Here is a 14,445-nt window from a genome sequence, read left to right as displayed (position 1 = left end):
TGGAGAGATGGCGTGGACCGGTACGAGGTTGATACGTGAACCGGTTAGGCCTGAGACGTGCGGTGCCGGCGGGGCCCGTGGCCACTCGCCGCCAGCCGGGCAGAGTTGTTGGCAGCGGCGGCGGCGTCGATCGCCTCCTGCGCGGCTTCCGCGGCCTGCTTGGCCGCGGACGCCGCACGGCCGGCCGCCGAGGCGGCGTGCAGGGAGTCGTTCTTCGCTGCCTGGGTCTCGGCCGCCGCCTTCTGCGCGGCCTCCTTGGCCAGCTTCGCCGCGGTTACGGCACGCGCGGAGGCGTCCTCGGCCGCCTTGGTCTGCGCGGCCGCCTTACTGCCGGCCTCCTTGGCCCTGGCCGCCAGCTGGGCGACCGTGGCGTGCTCTTGGTCACGGGCGCGCGCCACGTACTGGCCGACCTGGAGGAACTCGTGGATGTCGTCCGCCGTACCGTTCAACGCGATCCGGCCGGCAGCCGCCACGTTCGGGCCGCCCGCGCTGATGATCTGCGCGACCTGGACCCGTTCGTCCTGGAACCGCCGATCGTACTGACCGGTGGACAAGAACGCCTTGACGTCACCCGGGGTCGCGTTCAGCGCGGCCTGTCCAGCCTTCTGGACCTCCGGGCCGCCCGCATCGATGATCTGCGCGACCTGAACCCGCTGATCCTGAAACAGCGGATCCTGCCAGCCTTCGTCCAGGAAGTCCTCTAGGCCGTTTTGCGTTCCGTCCAGAGCTTTGCGGGCGGCCTCCTGTAGATTCCGCCCGCCCACACTGGCGAGTTGGGCGACGGACACGCGCTCGTCCTGGAACGTGGCATCCTTCGCCGTGTCGAGGAAGTGCCGTACGTCGTCGTCACTGCCGATCAGCGCGACTTCCGCAGCGGCCCGCACCTCGGGGCCGCCCGTCGACCACAGGTCAAGTACCCGAGCACGGTCTGATAACTCGGCGGTGCCGACACCGCCGCCACCGCCGGGGGTACCGTCTGCCAGAGCACGCGTGGGGGCGCCTGCGAGCAGACCGGCGGCTAGCCCAATGGGCAGCAGAATCAGACAGATCATGCGTATCGCATGCGAAATCGTTCGCACGGCGATACCGGCAGGTTTAGAACTTCTCAACTGTCTCTCATATCGTTTGTTGTCTCGGGAGTCAGCAGCCAATGCCGATGCCCGCTGAAGAGGTAGGGGAATCGCCGTCATTCACGGGGAGGAACATCGCCGCGGCCCCGGCTGTGAGCGTGCGCCTCACGCCATCCGGCAAGTTGATATGGCGACGAATCCCATCATTAGGTCACTGGTGCGCTTGCTGGGGATGGCGGGATTCGCCTGCGTTGTCGGGCGATCAGAGGCACGGCGAAGGGGGAGCGGTCCCTCCGCCGGCGTAGAACCCGAATGCCGTCCGCGGTTATGTCAGCCGGCTGGTGCGAGCTGTACTTCGTCGTGCAGTCCCTTGGCGTCCGCGCCCGGGAAGAGGCTGACGTGGCCGTCACTCCAGCGGACGAGGATGTCGTCGGCGACGGTGTTGGTGGTGAAGGCGCCGGCCGTCACCACGGTCGCGTCGGCCCAGTTCGACTTTGCGGGCCGGATCTTGATCTCTGCGGGCAGGCCCTTGCCGGTCAGGCCCGGGTAGATCGTGGTCTCGCCGTCGATCCAGCGCACCAGCAGGTCATCGGTGCCTTGGCCGGTGAACGAGCCCGTGCTGATCTGCTCGGCGGCGGGCCACGTGGTGTTCTTGGCGACGATCTGTGTCTGCTTGTTCAGCCCGTTGGCCGCCAGGTCGCTGAAGAGGGAGACGTGGCCGTCCTTCCAGGCGACTAGCAGGTCGTCGCGGTGGCCTGCGGGGGTGAAGCGGCCGCCGGTCAGCAGCCGCGCGTCGTTCTTCCAGATGGCGGTGTTCGGCGGGGCGAGCTGCTTCTCGCCGTGGAAGCCCTTGGCATCGACGGTGGTGTACTGGGTCATCTCGCCGTCGATCCAGCGCACGACGAGCCCGTCCGTGCCGCCGCCGGCGTTGACACTGGTGAGCGAGAGGGCCTTGGCCCAGATGCCCTTCGGGGCTGCCAGCCGGTATTCGGCGGCGAAGGGGTGGGCGGGGTCGTTGCCATCGCCGCCCTGGTAGAGGGTGACCTCGCCGTCGTCCCAGCGGACGATCAGGTCCATGCGGCGGGAGCCGCCGGCCGAGCCGCCGGTGTAGTAGCCGGCGGTCATCTGCTCGGCGTGCTTCCACGGGGCGCTCGCGAAGGTGGTGCTGTAGGCGACCTGCTGCACCCAGCCCGCGAGGTCGTCGACCCGGGCGTCCACCACGCCGGTCCGGGTCTCGGCCGGGTCGGTGCCCAGGCAACCGCCCTGCCAGGACAGGCTGTTGACGCCGATGATCTGGGTGTGGCCGGCTGCGGTGCTCAGCGCGGGACCGCCCGTGTCGCCCTTGCAGATCGCGGCCCCGTCGGACTTCGCCGCCAGGTCCACGGTGGTGGCGCCCACACTCTGGACGGTGAACGCGGCCGCGTGCACCTGGTCGGGCACCCACTCGTCGTGCGTGCGCCCGTATCCGACGGCCTGGACCTCGTCCCCGGCACCGGGCGCGGTGCCGGCCACCGCGATGGGGGTGACGCCGCTGACGGGCTTGGCCAGTTGGGCCATGACCACGTTACGGTCGGTGCGGGGAACGAGATTCACCACCTGCTGGGCGGCGCCGCCGAGGGTGGCCGTCGTCTTCAGCTTCGGCGCGCCGGGCGAGACGGTTCCGCCCGGGGTGTCGGCGAAGCAGCTCGCCGCCGTCAGCACCCACTGCGGGGCGACGAGCGTGGCCGAGCAGCCGCGCGCTCCCCCGATGTCGAGCTTGGCGATGGCGGCAGATAAGGCGTCGGGTGCCTGCGGGCCCGATATGGCGGTCGCGGGCGTGATTGACAGGCCGGCGGCGGCCAGCGTCGCGGCAGCGATCAGACCGCTGGTCCACGGGGTGCGCGGACGGGAGCCAGACATGAAGTTCCTCGTGGTCGTGTCGAATTGGGGTGATAGGACGCAGGTGGGCCGGTCAGCCGGTGACGCGCAGTTCCAGCAGGACGGCGGGTGCACCACCGGCGGCCCCCTCACCGACGCTCTGGTAGCCGTTCTTGTCCACGTTCACCGTCTTCGCCGGCGCCGAGGGGTCAGCCTGCGGCCGGAGGTCGGCGCTGATCGGATGGTCGGCGGTCTCCAGCGCGAAGACACGCGGGAGTTCAAGAGCGAGGTAGCCGATCTTCGCGGTGGCCTTGAAGCAGTAGGCGCCCTGCACGTCGCCGCTCTGGCCCTGCACGGTGAGGACCTTGATCTGCTGGAGGGAGTCGTCACACGTGGAGAGGGTGATGTGTCCGTCGCCCTTGATCAACTTGATGCCCTGGTCCCGCTGAATCCGGTCCGCGTTGGGGTAGGCGAAGTCCTCCACCGCGGACGGCGGTGTGGCCCCCGCGGAACCGCCTGTCGGTTGTGGCGGCCCTGGGTCGGCAGAGGCCAGCACCGGTGCGCCGACAAGCGCCACAAGTGCAGCAGCCCCCGCGACGGCGAGCATCCTGCGCATACGAGGAGTCACCCGAAATCCTTTCCAGGCATGGGTGACAGCACATCCGCAGCCCCCCACACACAGACGTAAAGCAAAAATAAAGGTCGCCGTGAGCCTAAAACGGCGTCAGAAAGAAAACAACGTGACCATACTCACGGGTAATTCACAGAACCGGGTCAGAGCGTTCACGGCAAGGCGAAAACACGCCACCGCAACCGGCTCCCAATGGCCGGCGCCCAGGGTCCGCGGCGCTACGTCGCATGACATCGCCCCAGTCTGTACGTGCGCGTTCTATTAATTCGCTTGACAGTGATGAATGACCGATACAAAGGGAAACCAGGACGTTCGTGGTCGGTGAGTGTCGGGTCAGGGGGCCGGTGCGACGAGCATGTGTTCCGTGCCGAGTTCGGTGGAGCTGGTGTCCGAGTACAGGGTGATTCCGCCGTCGGGCCGTCGAACGACGAGGTCGTCGGTGCGGTCATCGGGGGTGAAGTTCCCGGCGGTCATGGCCAGGTCGCCGGTCCACAAGTTAGTGGGACTCTGAAGGCGGGTGGCGTCTCCCAGGCCGGAGGTGGTGATGCTCGGGTACGTGTCGATTGCGCCGTTGGACCAGCGGACCATGAGATTCCGCCTTCCGCTTCCCGAGAAATCAACGCTGGTGAGGGTAGTGGCGTCCTTCCAGCTGGGGTTGGGCGCCTTCAATTGATTTTCCTTGCCGAAAGTACCGGCACTCACGTTGGTGTAAAGGGTCAGTTCACCGTCGGACCAACGCACGATGAGATCCCTGGCAGCTGCGTCCGCGGTGAAGCGACCGGCCGTCATCTGCGTGGCATGGGTCCATGTCTGATTGGGACCGATCATCCGGGTGCCGGCAGTATTCAGCCCGTTCTTTCCGACATCGCCATAGAGAGTGGCCTCGCCGTCGGACCAGCGCACCATCAGGTCGGACTGTTTCGATCCGGCGAAGTCTCCCGCGGTGATGGTCTGCGCATGGGTCCACGTTCCGTTGGGAGCCAGGAGTTGCTGCTCGGAGACGAAACCTCCCTTGCCGTCACCGAGGTACAAGGTGGCCCGGCCATCACTCCACACCGCGATCATGTCGCTGTGTCCGGTACCCCGGAAATCCCCGGAAGCCAGGAGCCGCGCGTTCCGCCAGGTGTCCCAGGTGCCCATGGAGTAGGGAAGCGCGGGCTGCTGGTAGGGACCGTGATCGGTATGGCCACCGCGTTGGGCATCGCTGTACAGCTGGAAGAAGCGGTCGCCGTACACGGGGCTGTACGTGATCCGGTTGTACAGCGGATCACTGGCCGGCACATCAGGACCACCGCCGTTCCAGCCGCCGACGTTGCCCACGATCTCCCCGGTACCTGAGCCGCTCAAGTCGACTCTGGAAAACCACGGGCCGCCGGAGACGCCTCCCCACATGCCGGCACAGTCGATGCGTATCTGGTTGAACCCCGCCAGCACGCTGGTTCTGGTCGGGCAGCTCACCGCCCGGTCTGCCCTGTCGTATGTGCTCATCGGATACCCGATGACAGTGACGTTGCTGGTGAATCCCGGCGTGCGGGCCACCGTGTTCGCTCCGACCACGTCCTGGACCTTCTTGCCCTGGTAGGTGCCGACCCGCGCAAAGGCGAAGTCCAGGTCGGAGTTGACACTCTCGTCCGCCGCCCACTGGGAGTCGCGGAACCACTCCTGGACGGGAAAGACTCCGAACGGCTGAGCGTCGGCGGACTTCCCGCTGTCGTACCGGGGGACGAACATGCCATGGGCACTCTTGCAGTGCCCGGCGGTCAGGATCAGGTCGTGCCCAGAACTGTCGACCACACTGGCGGTGCAGGAGTGCGTCTCAGGGCCGCTTCCGCTGTAGAGAACCCCGACGGACTTGATCCCGGCAAAGTGCTTGGCGGTGTCAGCGGCCGGCTTGGCGCCCGGCTTGACTGCCGGACCGCCCCGAGCTGACGCGCGTCCCGCCGGTTCGGCATGACGGCCGGAAGGGTCGATTGCCGCCGCCATACGGTCATGCGTCCAGAACCGGATGGCATCCTCTGCCGTCCAGTCCGGATCCCCGTCCGGATCAGCGGGCCGTGTCGCCCCGGACGACGCCGACGGCACCGGCGGATGGCCTAAGGAGCGGTGTTGCCCGTTGTTCGCCGCGCTGCCAGGGCTCTGGCGGTGGCGCGATGCATTCCGGGCTGCTGTCGGGACAGCTGCGGAAACACGTCTCGCCTGAGTCGTAGAGGAAGAAGACGCGGTCGCCACGCCGGGGTCGCCGGCCAGGAGGAGGCCGCACAGAACGGCGGTGACCGCACTCAGCGTGCGCAATCGGTGCACAGCAAGACTCCACTAGGTGATGCATGGAAGCAGGGATGCCTGTAACGGCCCGCAATCGCCGGGCCGGGCGCGGCAGACAGGAAAGCAGCAGGAAGCCACGGTGTTGGCCGCGGTGCCCGAGGCAGCGGCCGTACCAGTGGTGGGTTGGGGTCAGCAGTCGCCGCTGCCGCGGCTCGCGGTCACCCGGTGGGGACGGCGACCCTCACCGCCGTCACGGGTGGAAAGCAGTCGCTTCCGCTGCTGCCCAGGCCGGAGCACCCGTGGCGCTCAACGAACAGGCAGCGGCGGGACTGCTGCTAAGTCGCGGTGACGCCTTCGCGGACCGGTATGCCCGCGGACTGTCGTTGATGGACAAGTCGTTCCCCCAGCGGCGTCCGCCGCTCATTCGCCGCCATGGGCGACGCACGAATCCTGAAGCGGCTGCTCCCGGATTGTGTTCAACCAGGCCTTGGTCAGAGGCCGTTCGAACACATACGCCAATACTAGAGGTCATAGATCGCAAACGCAGCGTTGCGTTGATCTCCAGGACAGACCTTGTGCGGACCGTCAACCGCTTCGTGAACTGCGCGGACAACGCATCCACCACCGCCCGGGCACTGTCCGCCGCGTACGGGACCACACCAGATTCTCACCACCTCATTACCCGCACACCCGAAATCACAACGGCCCCGTCTGTCCGGCAGAACTCCCCGACAACGGCTGAACGGTGATTCGGCCGCCGCCGACAGAACTCGAGCCTGCAGCCAAGCGCCGACCGCCTACCGGTTCAATCGGACAACCGTCTGGATCACGAGTTACCCGCCCCTGACCAGCGGCTTTCCCCGTTCCCATGCCCCGCGTCCCCCGCCCAGGACTCGAACCTGCGGCCAGCGCCCACCCGGCCGACGACCACCCGGCCGACGACCACCCGCCATAACGGGCCCTACGGCGCCCCGACGCAACGCTCCGGGTGACGGTGCCGACACCCCACCGTCGGCACCAGCCGCCCCGCCGTGGCCCGTCGGCTACGGATTCCGCAGCCGGTCTGCCGGAAATCCAGCTGACGCACCGTCAGCCGGTTTCAGCACCGATCCAGCACTGGTACGGATAACCAGGGATGACGACAGATGACGTGACGTCAGGTAATACAGCGGCGGATACAGCGATGGGGTCGACCCTGAACTCGGCGGCATCCTCCACGAGTACGAACATGCCGCATGACGTGCACGGATGACATTTTCGGCAAGGACACTTCTACAACTGGCATCGACCGCACCGAACGCTGAAGCAAGCCGCTCCCCTGCGCCCGATACCCGAACCGATCGACCTGCCAATGCAGATCGAGGACCTGGATGTCCGCCGACGAGACCGACTCGGCGGGACGCTGCACGAGTACCGACATGCCGCTTGACCAGGCCGGACGATTTATCGGCACCCGCAGGGTGCAGACCTGCCGGCGCGAGCTACTGGACCGCACCCTGATCTGGAACCAGCGACACCTGCTCCACGCTTTCAGCCAGCCTCACGCCGCGGTGGCACCAGGATTCCGCGAAGACACAAGATCACGGCTATCTTGCGGGAGTTGCTTCTGCTACAGGCCGGGATGTCAGAGGCATTGCCCGTGAGCGCCCCAACGTGCTCAGGGTGAAGCTGTCCGTACGGGGGAGGATGTTGGTGGCGGTCGACAGCACGGGAGATCCGCAGGCAACTGCCGCTGAGCTGGGCGCGGTTGCGGGAGCGATGGCGGCTTCGGGCATCGGGCCCTTCGCGGGTGTCGGTGCCGCCGTGGCACAGGCTCTGCGGGTCGAGGGCGAGACTCTGACCACCTTCAAGAAGCGGGTGGATGACCTCCTGACACAGCTGGAGAAGTCCAAGGCCGCGCCGCGCAGGATCGCGGACGGTGCCCTGCCAACGGGGCGTCTGGGCGACTTCGACGAGGCCGACGCGCTGCACGCGTCGTACACCAGGGTCCACTCCCAGCTGGAGAAGCTGTCCAAAATGCTGGCGCTTCAGATCGAGGGACTGGTCGTCACTGTCGACGCGTCGAAGACCGGCTATCACAACCTCGACGACGACATCCGCGGCCGCCTGAGCCGGATCCGGATCGAGGCGGACAAGCTGGTCGTCGACGAGGCGGGGCAGGGAGCCAAAGCACACACCGGCAGCGGGTCGAACGGACCGGACCCTGACCGACAGGGCTCTAAGTCGACGGACGCGGAAGCCGGTGGCCTGTGATGTTTATGCCGGCGATGAGCGGCAGCACCGTACCCGTGACGGAAAAGGCGGGGCAGCGCCATGTCTGATCTGGGCAGCCGGGCTTGGCAGATGGTCAAAGAGACCCGGTTCCTGGCCCACGACCCCGAAGAGCTGTGGGCCATGGTCGATCCTGCGGACGGAGCGACGGCCACGGACCTCGGCGACCTCCTGACCGAGGCCGCGAAGACGATCAAGGAAATCGGCACCGATCTGCGGACCCACAGCCTGGCGGTCGAGTGGGACGGCGAGGGCGGCGAGGCGTTCCGGAAGTGGATCCACCAGGCCGCCCTCGCCACCCTGGGCCTGGGCGACTACAGCGAGAACGCGGGCAAGTGGCTGGGCCACGCGGCGGACACGCTGCACGAGGTCAAGCCCCAGCTGGAGATCCTGCGGAAGCAGAGTGCCACCGCACGGTCGGTGCTCGACGCGCACGCGGCAAAGGCGACCGACGTCGGCAACCACGATGGCGGCCCGACGGACTCCGAGGTGACGAAGGCCAAGACCCAGTACGCCAACCACAGCGCCGAGGCGGCCGGGCAGATGATGAAGCTGGCCCAGTCGTACACCGTCTCGACGGAGCAGATCGACGCGCTGCAAGCGCCCGAGTTTCCGGAGCTGCCGAAACAGTTCGTGCCGACCCAGATTCATGGCGGAACCCACATTTCTGCCCCGTCCTCCGGCACCGCGGCAGGCCAGGGGGTGATGACACAAGCTCAGGCGTCGTCTGGGCACAAGGCCGCCCTGGGCACCAGTTCAAGCGGAGCGAGCCCCGCGCCACAGGTAGCCGTACGCCACCACATGACGGACCCGCCGGTAGTGCCGGATGCGACCACACGACGCCTGCCGGACACAACGAACACTGCGATCGACAGCGTCAGCACGCTGCCGTCCGCTCCGACGGTTCCCTGGTCCGGTTCGGCGCCCTCCGTGAGCGCAGGCGGTGTGGACGGCAGGACGTCGTCGCCGACCGGGCTACTGCCGCCCGCATTTGGGGCCGGTACGACGACGTTTCCGCCCGGCCTTCGGGGAATTGAGGGACGGCCCGTGTACGGAAGCCGGGGCCCTCTGCCCACGCCGCCCGGCGCGGGCGCTTCGGGAGGTTCGCGCGTACTCGGGCGCGAACTTACTGGCCCCACCGGCCCTGGCATGTCGGGCAGCCAGCCAGTCCCTGGCCGCGGGCCGGCCGTTCCCGGCGCGGCCAGAAGCACCAACGGCATCACCGGCGGCCGCCCCTTCTCGCCGACGAGCGGACGATCTGCTGGTGCGATTCCACGCGGCACCGTTATCGGCGGTACCCCGAGCGAACAGCAGCCCCCCGTGGGTCGCGGCACCGCGCCAGCAGGATCCCGCATTGGCCGCACACCGTCCCGCGCCAACGGCCGCATGGCAAGCCCTGAAGGCGCGGCGAAGAGCGCCCGCCTGCCTGAACAGTCCGATGGGATCCTCGGCGGGCAGCCCAAGACGCCCCGACAGCGTGGACGGGCGGGGCTCACCTCAGGGCGCGCCGGACTCGTACGGGGATCGGGCGCAGACGGCGCACGGCCGCAGAGCGGCGGAACAGCCCGCGGTGCCTCCGCCGTCGCCCCTGCCCCGTACGGTGGTGACCGCTCCGCCCGTGACGAGCGGTCGCGCAACCGCACGAATCAGAGGGCAGAGGACGAAAACGGCCGACCGAGCACTCCCGAACCGCGCCCCGAGCCCCGCCTGCCCAGCGGTCCCGACGGACACGCACGACGAGAAGGATGACCATGCGCACCCGCAGCAAGCAGGCCATACGGTACGGCCAGATCGTGGCAGCCGTCGCCGGCATCCTGTTGGCGGGCGCCGCTGTGACGCCCGCGCACGCCGACACCGTCCGCGACCAGCAGTGGTACCTGGACGCCATGCGGGCCGAGCAGATGTGGAAGACCAGCACCGGCAAGGGCATCACGGTCGCCGTAATCGACACCGGCGTCCAGGACGACATCCCCGACCTACACGGCCAGGTCCTGTCAGGCAAGAACTACTCCAGGCACCCCGGGGACGAACATTCGGACTACGACGGCCACGGCACCAGCATGGCCGTCCTTATCGCCGGCACCGGAGCCAAAGGCCAGGCGACGGGCTCCTACGGCCTGGCCCCAGGAGCGAAGATTCTCCCGATCCGCATCCCGGACTTCATCGAGCAGAGCCGTAGCGACGGCAACCCGGACGACTACCCCACCTACATGGCCAAGGCCATCCGGTACGCGGCTGATTCGGATGCCCAGGTCATCAACATCTCGCAGGCGAGCACCGCCCATTCGCCGAAGCTGACCGAGGCCATCACCTACGCGCTGTCCAAGGGCAAGCTGATCTTCGCCGGGGTGGGCAACGACGGCGCTGGCCTCAACGAACTGGAGTACCCCGCGGCGACTCCCGGTGTGGTTGGCGTCGGAGCGATCGACAGAAACGTCAAGGCGACCAAGGAGTCCCAGCACGGCCCTCAGGTCGATCTGGTCGCACCGGGCGAGGATATGGTCGCCGCCTGCCTCGGCGGCACGGAACTGTGCAAGACGCACGGCACGAGCGACGCCACCGCCATCGCCTCCGCATCCGCCGCCCTGATCTGGTCCAAGCACCCCGACTGGACGAACAACCAGGTCCTGCGGGTCATGCTCAACACCGCGAGCAAACCCAAGAACGGCAAGGAGCGCACTGACTATCTCGGCTACGGAACCGTGCGCCCGCGCATCGCGCTGAAGGACCCCGGCGACCCCGGCCCGGCTGACGTGTACCCGCTGCCCGACTTCAATCAAGCCGCGTCGAAATCACCCGACGGGGCGGGATCCACCTCGACGAACCAAGAGCACGTGCCGTCGGCTACCGCGTCCGACTCTCCCGGCGACAGCTCACCGACACCGTGGATTCTCGCCGGCGCCGGGATCATTGTGCTCACTGGTGCGGTCCTTGCTGCCGGGGCGGTACGCAGGCGACGACGCGCTGCAGCGACCGCCCACACTCAAGCAGCTGTGCCGCCAGGGCCCGGGCAGACCGCCTGGCCGTACGGAGACGGTAACCACGGGGGAAGGCCCTGACATGGCGTGGGACGAGTGGGAGCAGCTGAAGGCCGAGGCGCTGGCCCGCAGGCAGGAAGGCATGCGACTGGACAGCGCTGCCGACACGGCCGGAGGCGGCACCGGCGGGCCACCGGACCTGAAGACGAACAAGGCGGGAAACAAGGCTGCGGTCAAGGCGCTGCGGGAGCTCATCCAGCCTGACACGGACAAGGCCGGCAGCCACGCCGACGAGTCCTCGTCCACGGCGGCCCGGGAATTCAGTGGCTGGAACACCGGCTCCGGGCTCAAGGCGGCGCACGCGGAGTGGGAGCTACAGGTCAAGGGCCTGAAAGGGCGTCTGGGAGAAGACCAGAAGGCGCTGGAGAAGACCCATCAGGGCTTCCAGTATCACGACCTCGGCGTCAGGAGCCAGATAGCGCAGATCAACGTGGGACGCGACCCCCGAGGGGAGGGTTAAGAGATGGGGACGGGCAAGCTCACCTATCAGGACGTGGTCACCATCAACCTCGGTGTGTTGATCACGGCGGCCAAGGACTGGGATGACATGGCCGGCGGCTTCGACGACCTGGGGCGTCTGTACGGGTTGAAGGTGGAGTCCATTGCGAACGACGGCTCCTGGGCCGGCATCAGCGCTGGTGCGGCTCGCACGCGGTTCACGAACACGCGTAAGCAGTTCACCGACGCGGAGACGGAAGCGCGCGCCATCGCCTCACTTCTTCGGGACGCCTATGAACGCTTCTCTCAGCTGATCGGCCACGTGAAGAACCTGGTCGAGCAGGCGGAGAAGGACGAGATGACCGTCAACAGCAGGGGCGAGGCGGTCTATGACTTCAGCAAACTCACCCCGATGCGACACGACCCGGACTACCCGAAGTACGTGACGCAGGTGAAGGACGCCGAGGCCGCCTGGACGAAGAAGATCAAGGACGCCGTGCAGGCGGTCGACGACGAGGACCAGGTCGTCGGACGCGCGCTTCGCGAGGCGGCTGGCGTCGGGGACTTCCTTACGCAGATATTCCAAACCCTGGGACAAGGCGATAGCTTCAACGGGGCGGCAGTCGGCGACATAGCGACATACGAAACGGAAGTGAAGAAAGAAGAAGCGGAACAGAATGCAGAAGCCGAGCAAGAGAAAAAGAAGAAGGAGGACGATAGAACCCTGACGACCATCCTTCGGGGTATCGGCAAGGGAGTTCAGATATTTTCGCAGCAGCCTGGTGGCGACCTGGGGACAAAGCTCGTAGGAACACTGATTGACGGCGTCGCCGGTGCCACCGGCTACAACAAGACGGAGGGAATCACCTTTGGTGTGGGTATCGGTTGGGGTGGCGGAGGCGTAGGAGCTCAGATCTCTTTGGCGGAAACTCAGACTCCGGACGGAAAAACGCAGATCGGGATCCTGACATCAAAATCCGTTTCTTCGTCTGGTGTCGATTTCGGTGTTTCTGCAACGGCAGGAAAGTTCTACAGCAACGCTGATGACATCGGTCAGCTCACAGGAAAGGGGTGGGATAAGGGGGGCTCCTTCAAGGCTGGCATCGGTGCGTTCGGGAGTCATCAGACAGAAGTCGGGACAACTAACTCCAAAGGTGAGGGTGTCAACGCAGTCACGTATGGGATCGGGGCCGGTCTGGGCGCCGAGATCAACGGCGGGTACAGTGACGCCAAGATGCGTTGGCAGACAGAGATCGGATCGGACAAAAAGTGAATGGCATCGACCCGGTACCGCTGTTCTTCTTCGTGGCTGGTTGGTTTTTCGCCCTGAACATCAGGGGGCTTGCGGACCGGACATACCAGTACGGATCCCGCTTCATGCCGATGATCGGAGGCTCGGGCACACTCCGGATCATGGGCTGGGCGTGGATCTTCGTGGGCGGCGCAGTTTTCGTCCTGGACTTGCTGGATTGAGTCCATTTCAGCCCGCTCTGCATGCAGCTGACGCCGGGACGCCGCCGTGTAGGCGTCATTTGGATAGGGGCGCAAAGAAAGAGAACTAATGTTCTTTACGGTAGTCGGGGTCATCTTCCTGGTGTTCGGCGTGGCTTTCTCTTTCAATGTCGGCGGAGCTGCCGAGTATGCTTTCCGCGTTTTCTCCCGAACGAACCCCACCGTTGGAACCGCCACCCCAAAAACCTTGCGCATCGTGGGTGGGTTCTGGATCCCGCTAGGAGCATTCTTTATCGCTGTCGGACTCCTCAGATGACACTGCGGGTGCCGATAAATCATCCGGCCAGGTCAGGAGCTTGATCGTCGGTGACGGGCCCGCTGCCACCGCACCGCTCCATGGTCTTCACGTGAACGGCGGTCGGGCGGCATCATGATCTGTCGTGAGGTTGATCCCCGGGGGTGGACACCGGGTTTCACGCGACGAGTGACAGCGTATGTGACGTGATCAATTGCTGTTCGCATTCGGCTGGCGCGAGGTAGCCGAGGGCGGAGTGGCGGCGGCGCCGGTTGTAGTACGACAGCCACCTGAACAGCTCCAGCCGTGTCTGCGCCTTCGAGGTCCAGCGCCTTCCGTGCAGCAACTCGCGCTTGAGGCCCTGGAAGAACGATTCGGCGAGGGCGTTGACACTCCTATAGTTGTCAACTGGCCGCGGAGGCCGTCCGTGGGGCCGGCCGAAGCAGGTGGTAGACCTCGCGAATGACGTAGCGCTTGAGGCATCTGATGATCTCGCGTTTCGTCTTGCCCGAAGGCCAGAATGTTCCCGAACGAGCCTGCCCAGTCCGTCAGTTGCTGGAAGCCGCCGGTGTCGGTGGGAATCGTGAGGGTGTCCAGTATTCCGCCGATTGTGTCCATCACCGCTGCGACGTGCACGTGCTTGTGCGTGTCGACGCCGATCACGACGTGCCCGGACCTGGGTTGCTCGCTGGTCTGCACGGAGTTCCTTCCGGTCGGTAGCGTGGGGTTCACGCTGTCGCCGGTCGGACGGACAGGACTGTCACGGGGACGCTTTGGCGAGTCGGCTCCAGGCGCCTATCAGGTCACGTCCGTCCGGCGGCAGCGCTTGCTGCGTGCCCGGCCGGGCGGTCGACAGATCAACGCCAGGACACTCACGGGGTCAGTCATAAGCAAGAGTCAGACCGCCTCAGCCGGGGCTACCCGATCCTTGCGGGATCCGGTGCGAAAAGACTGACAGTCATAACTTGAGCCGACGCGGCCCATGCTGCGGCGGATGCCGTGCCGACGGCAGACCTCGGCGAAGGCGGCCGAACCATATTGGGCGAGTTCAACCAGTCGTTGCAACACCGGGCTGTTGCAGCGAGCGTAGCTGCTGTTCGAAGACCTCGGCCGGCGTCCGCCAACCCAGAA

General features: G+C 66.5%; 11 protein-coding genes and 2 pseudogenes. 7 read left to right on the top strand and 6 right to left on the bottom strand.

The window, feature by feature from the left end; all coding sequences use genetic code 11:
- Window positions 1-44: 44 nt before the first annotated feature.
- From ABZ656_RS50530 to ABZ656_RS50515, 4 genes are all read right to left on the bottom strand, one after another.
- Entirely contained in the window at window positions 45-1,190 is a 1,146-nt protein-coding gene (locus ABZ656_RS50530; protein WP_360278431.1) for an ALF repeat-containing protein, read from the bottom strand.
- Window positions 1,191-1,400: 210 nt separating this feature from the next.
- Complete coding sequence (locus ABZ656_RS50525; protein ID WP_360278428.1) at window positions 1,401-2,969, bottom strand: S1 family peptidase; 1,569 nt, start codon at window positions 2,967-2,969, stop codon at window positions 1,401-1,403.
- 52 nt (window positions 2,970-3,021) lie between these two features.
- A complete protein-coding gene (locus ABZ656_RS50520; RefSeq protein WP_360278425.1) occupies window positions 3,022-3,555 on the bottom strand; it encodes a hypothetical protein in 534 nt (177 codons plus the stop codon).
- Between the two features lie 336 nt (window positions 3,556-3,891).
- Window positions 3,892-5,859, bottom strand: a complete 1,968-nt coding sequence (locus tag ABZ656_RS50515) for an FG-GAP-like repeat-containing protein (RefSeq protein ID WP_360278422.1) — start codon at window positions 5,857-5,859, stop codon at window positions 3,892-3,894.
- 1,231 nt (window positions 5,860-7,090) lie between these two features.
- On the opposite strand from ABZ656_RS50515, the pseudogene ABZ656_RS50510 reads away from it, so the two are divergent.
- From ABZ656_RS50510 to ABZ656_RS50480, 7 genes and pseudogenes are all read left to right on the top strand, one after another.
- Window positions 7,091-7,249, top strand: a pseudogene (locus ABZ656_RS50510) (integrase); the annotation flags it as partial.
- 263 nt (window positions 7,250-7,512) lie between these two features.
- Entirely contained in the window at window positions 7,513-8,073 is a 561-nt protein-coding gene (locus ABZ656_RS50505; RefSeq protein WP_360278419.1) for a hypothetical protein, read from the top strand.
- Window positions 8,074-8,133: 60 nt separating this feature from the next.
- Window positions 8,134-9,840: a hypothetical protein gene (locus tag ABZ656_RS50500; protein ID WP_360278416.1), complete on the top strand. Its 1,707-nt coding sequence runs from the start codon at window positions 8,134-8,136 to the stop codon at window positions 9,838-9,840.
- A 2-nt stretch (window positions 9,841-9,842) separates the two neighbouring features.
- A complete protein-coding gene (gene mycP, locus ABZ656_RS50495) occupies window positions 9,843-11,150 on the top strand; it encodes a type VII secretion-associated serine protease mycosin (RefSeq protein ID WP_360278413.1) in 1,308 nt (435 codons plus the stop codon).
- Window position 11,151: 1 nt separating this feature from the next.
- Window positions 11,152-11,589, top strand: a complete 438-nt coding sequence (locus tag ABZ656_RS50490; RefSeq protein ID WP_360278410.1) for a hypothetical protein — start codon at window positions 11,152-11,154, stop codon at window positions 11,587-11,589.
- A 3-nt stretch (window positions 11,590-11,592) separates the two neighbouring features.
- The gene (locus ABZ656_RS50485; protein ID WP_360278407.1) at window positions 11,593-12,840 is read left to right on the top strand and encodes a hypothetical protein; all 1,248 of its coding nucleotides are present in this window, start codon (window positions 11,593-11,595) and stop codon (window positions 12,838-12,840) included.
- Complete coding sequence (locus tag ABZ656_RS50480; protein WP_360278404.1) at window positions 12,837-13,040, top strand: hypothetical protein; 204 nt, start codon at window positions 12,837-12,839, stop codon at window positions 13,038-13,040. Before ABZ656_RS50485 ends, ABZ656_RS50480 begins: the two co-directional genes overlap by 4 nt.
- 452 nt (window positions 13,041-13,492) lie before the next feature.
- Here ABZ656_RS50480 and ABZ656_RS50475 read toward each other — a convergent pair.
- Window positions 13,493-13,702 (bottom strand): annotated as a pseudogene (locus ABZ656_RS50475) (integrase core domain-containing protein); the annotation flags it as partial.
- Window positions 13,703-14,211: 509 nt separating this feature from the next.
- On the bottom strand, window positions 14,212-14,445 hold a 234-nt coding region (locus tag ABZ656_RS50470), incomplete at its 5' end, for a hypothetical protein (protein ID WP_360278401.1).

The organism is Streptomyces sp. NPDC007095 (assembly GCF_040634475.1).
GTDB lineage: Bacteria > Actinomycetota > Actinomycetes > Streptomycetales > Streptomycetaceae > Streptomyces.
Note: the sequence above shows the minus strand (reverse complement) of the source record. Positions and strands in the feature narration are given on the sequence as shown.

What these genes read in the sequence shown, in the direction of transcription:
- ABZ656_RS50490 (WP_360278410.1), top strand. Translation starts at nt 11,152, where the DNA reads ATGGCGTGGGACGAGTGGGAGCAGCTGAAGGCCGAGGCGCTGGCCCGC.
- ABZ656_RS50530 (WP_360278431.1), bottom strand. Translation starts at nt 1,190, where the DNA reads ATGACGGCGATTCCCCTACCTCTTCAGCGGGCATCGGCATTGGCTGCT.
- ABZ656_RS50485 (WP_360278407.1), top strand. Translation starts at nt 11,593, where the DNA reads ATGGGGACGGGCAAGCTCACCTATCAGGACGTGGTCACCATCAACCTC.
- mycP (WP_360278413.1), top strand. Translation starts at nt 9,843, where the DNA reads ATGCGCACCCGCAGCAAGCAGGCCATACGGTACGGCCAGATCGTGGCA.
- ABZ656_RS50500 (WP_360278416.1), top strand. Translation starts at nt 8,134, where the DNA reads ATGTCTGATCTGGGCAGCCGGGCTTGGCAGATGGTCAAAGAGACCCGG.
- ABZ656_RS50525 (WP_360278428.1), bottom strand. Translation starts at nt 2,969, where the DNA reads ATGTCTGGCTCCCGTCCGCGCACCCCGTGGACCAGCGGTCTGATCGCT.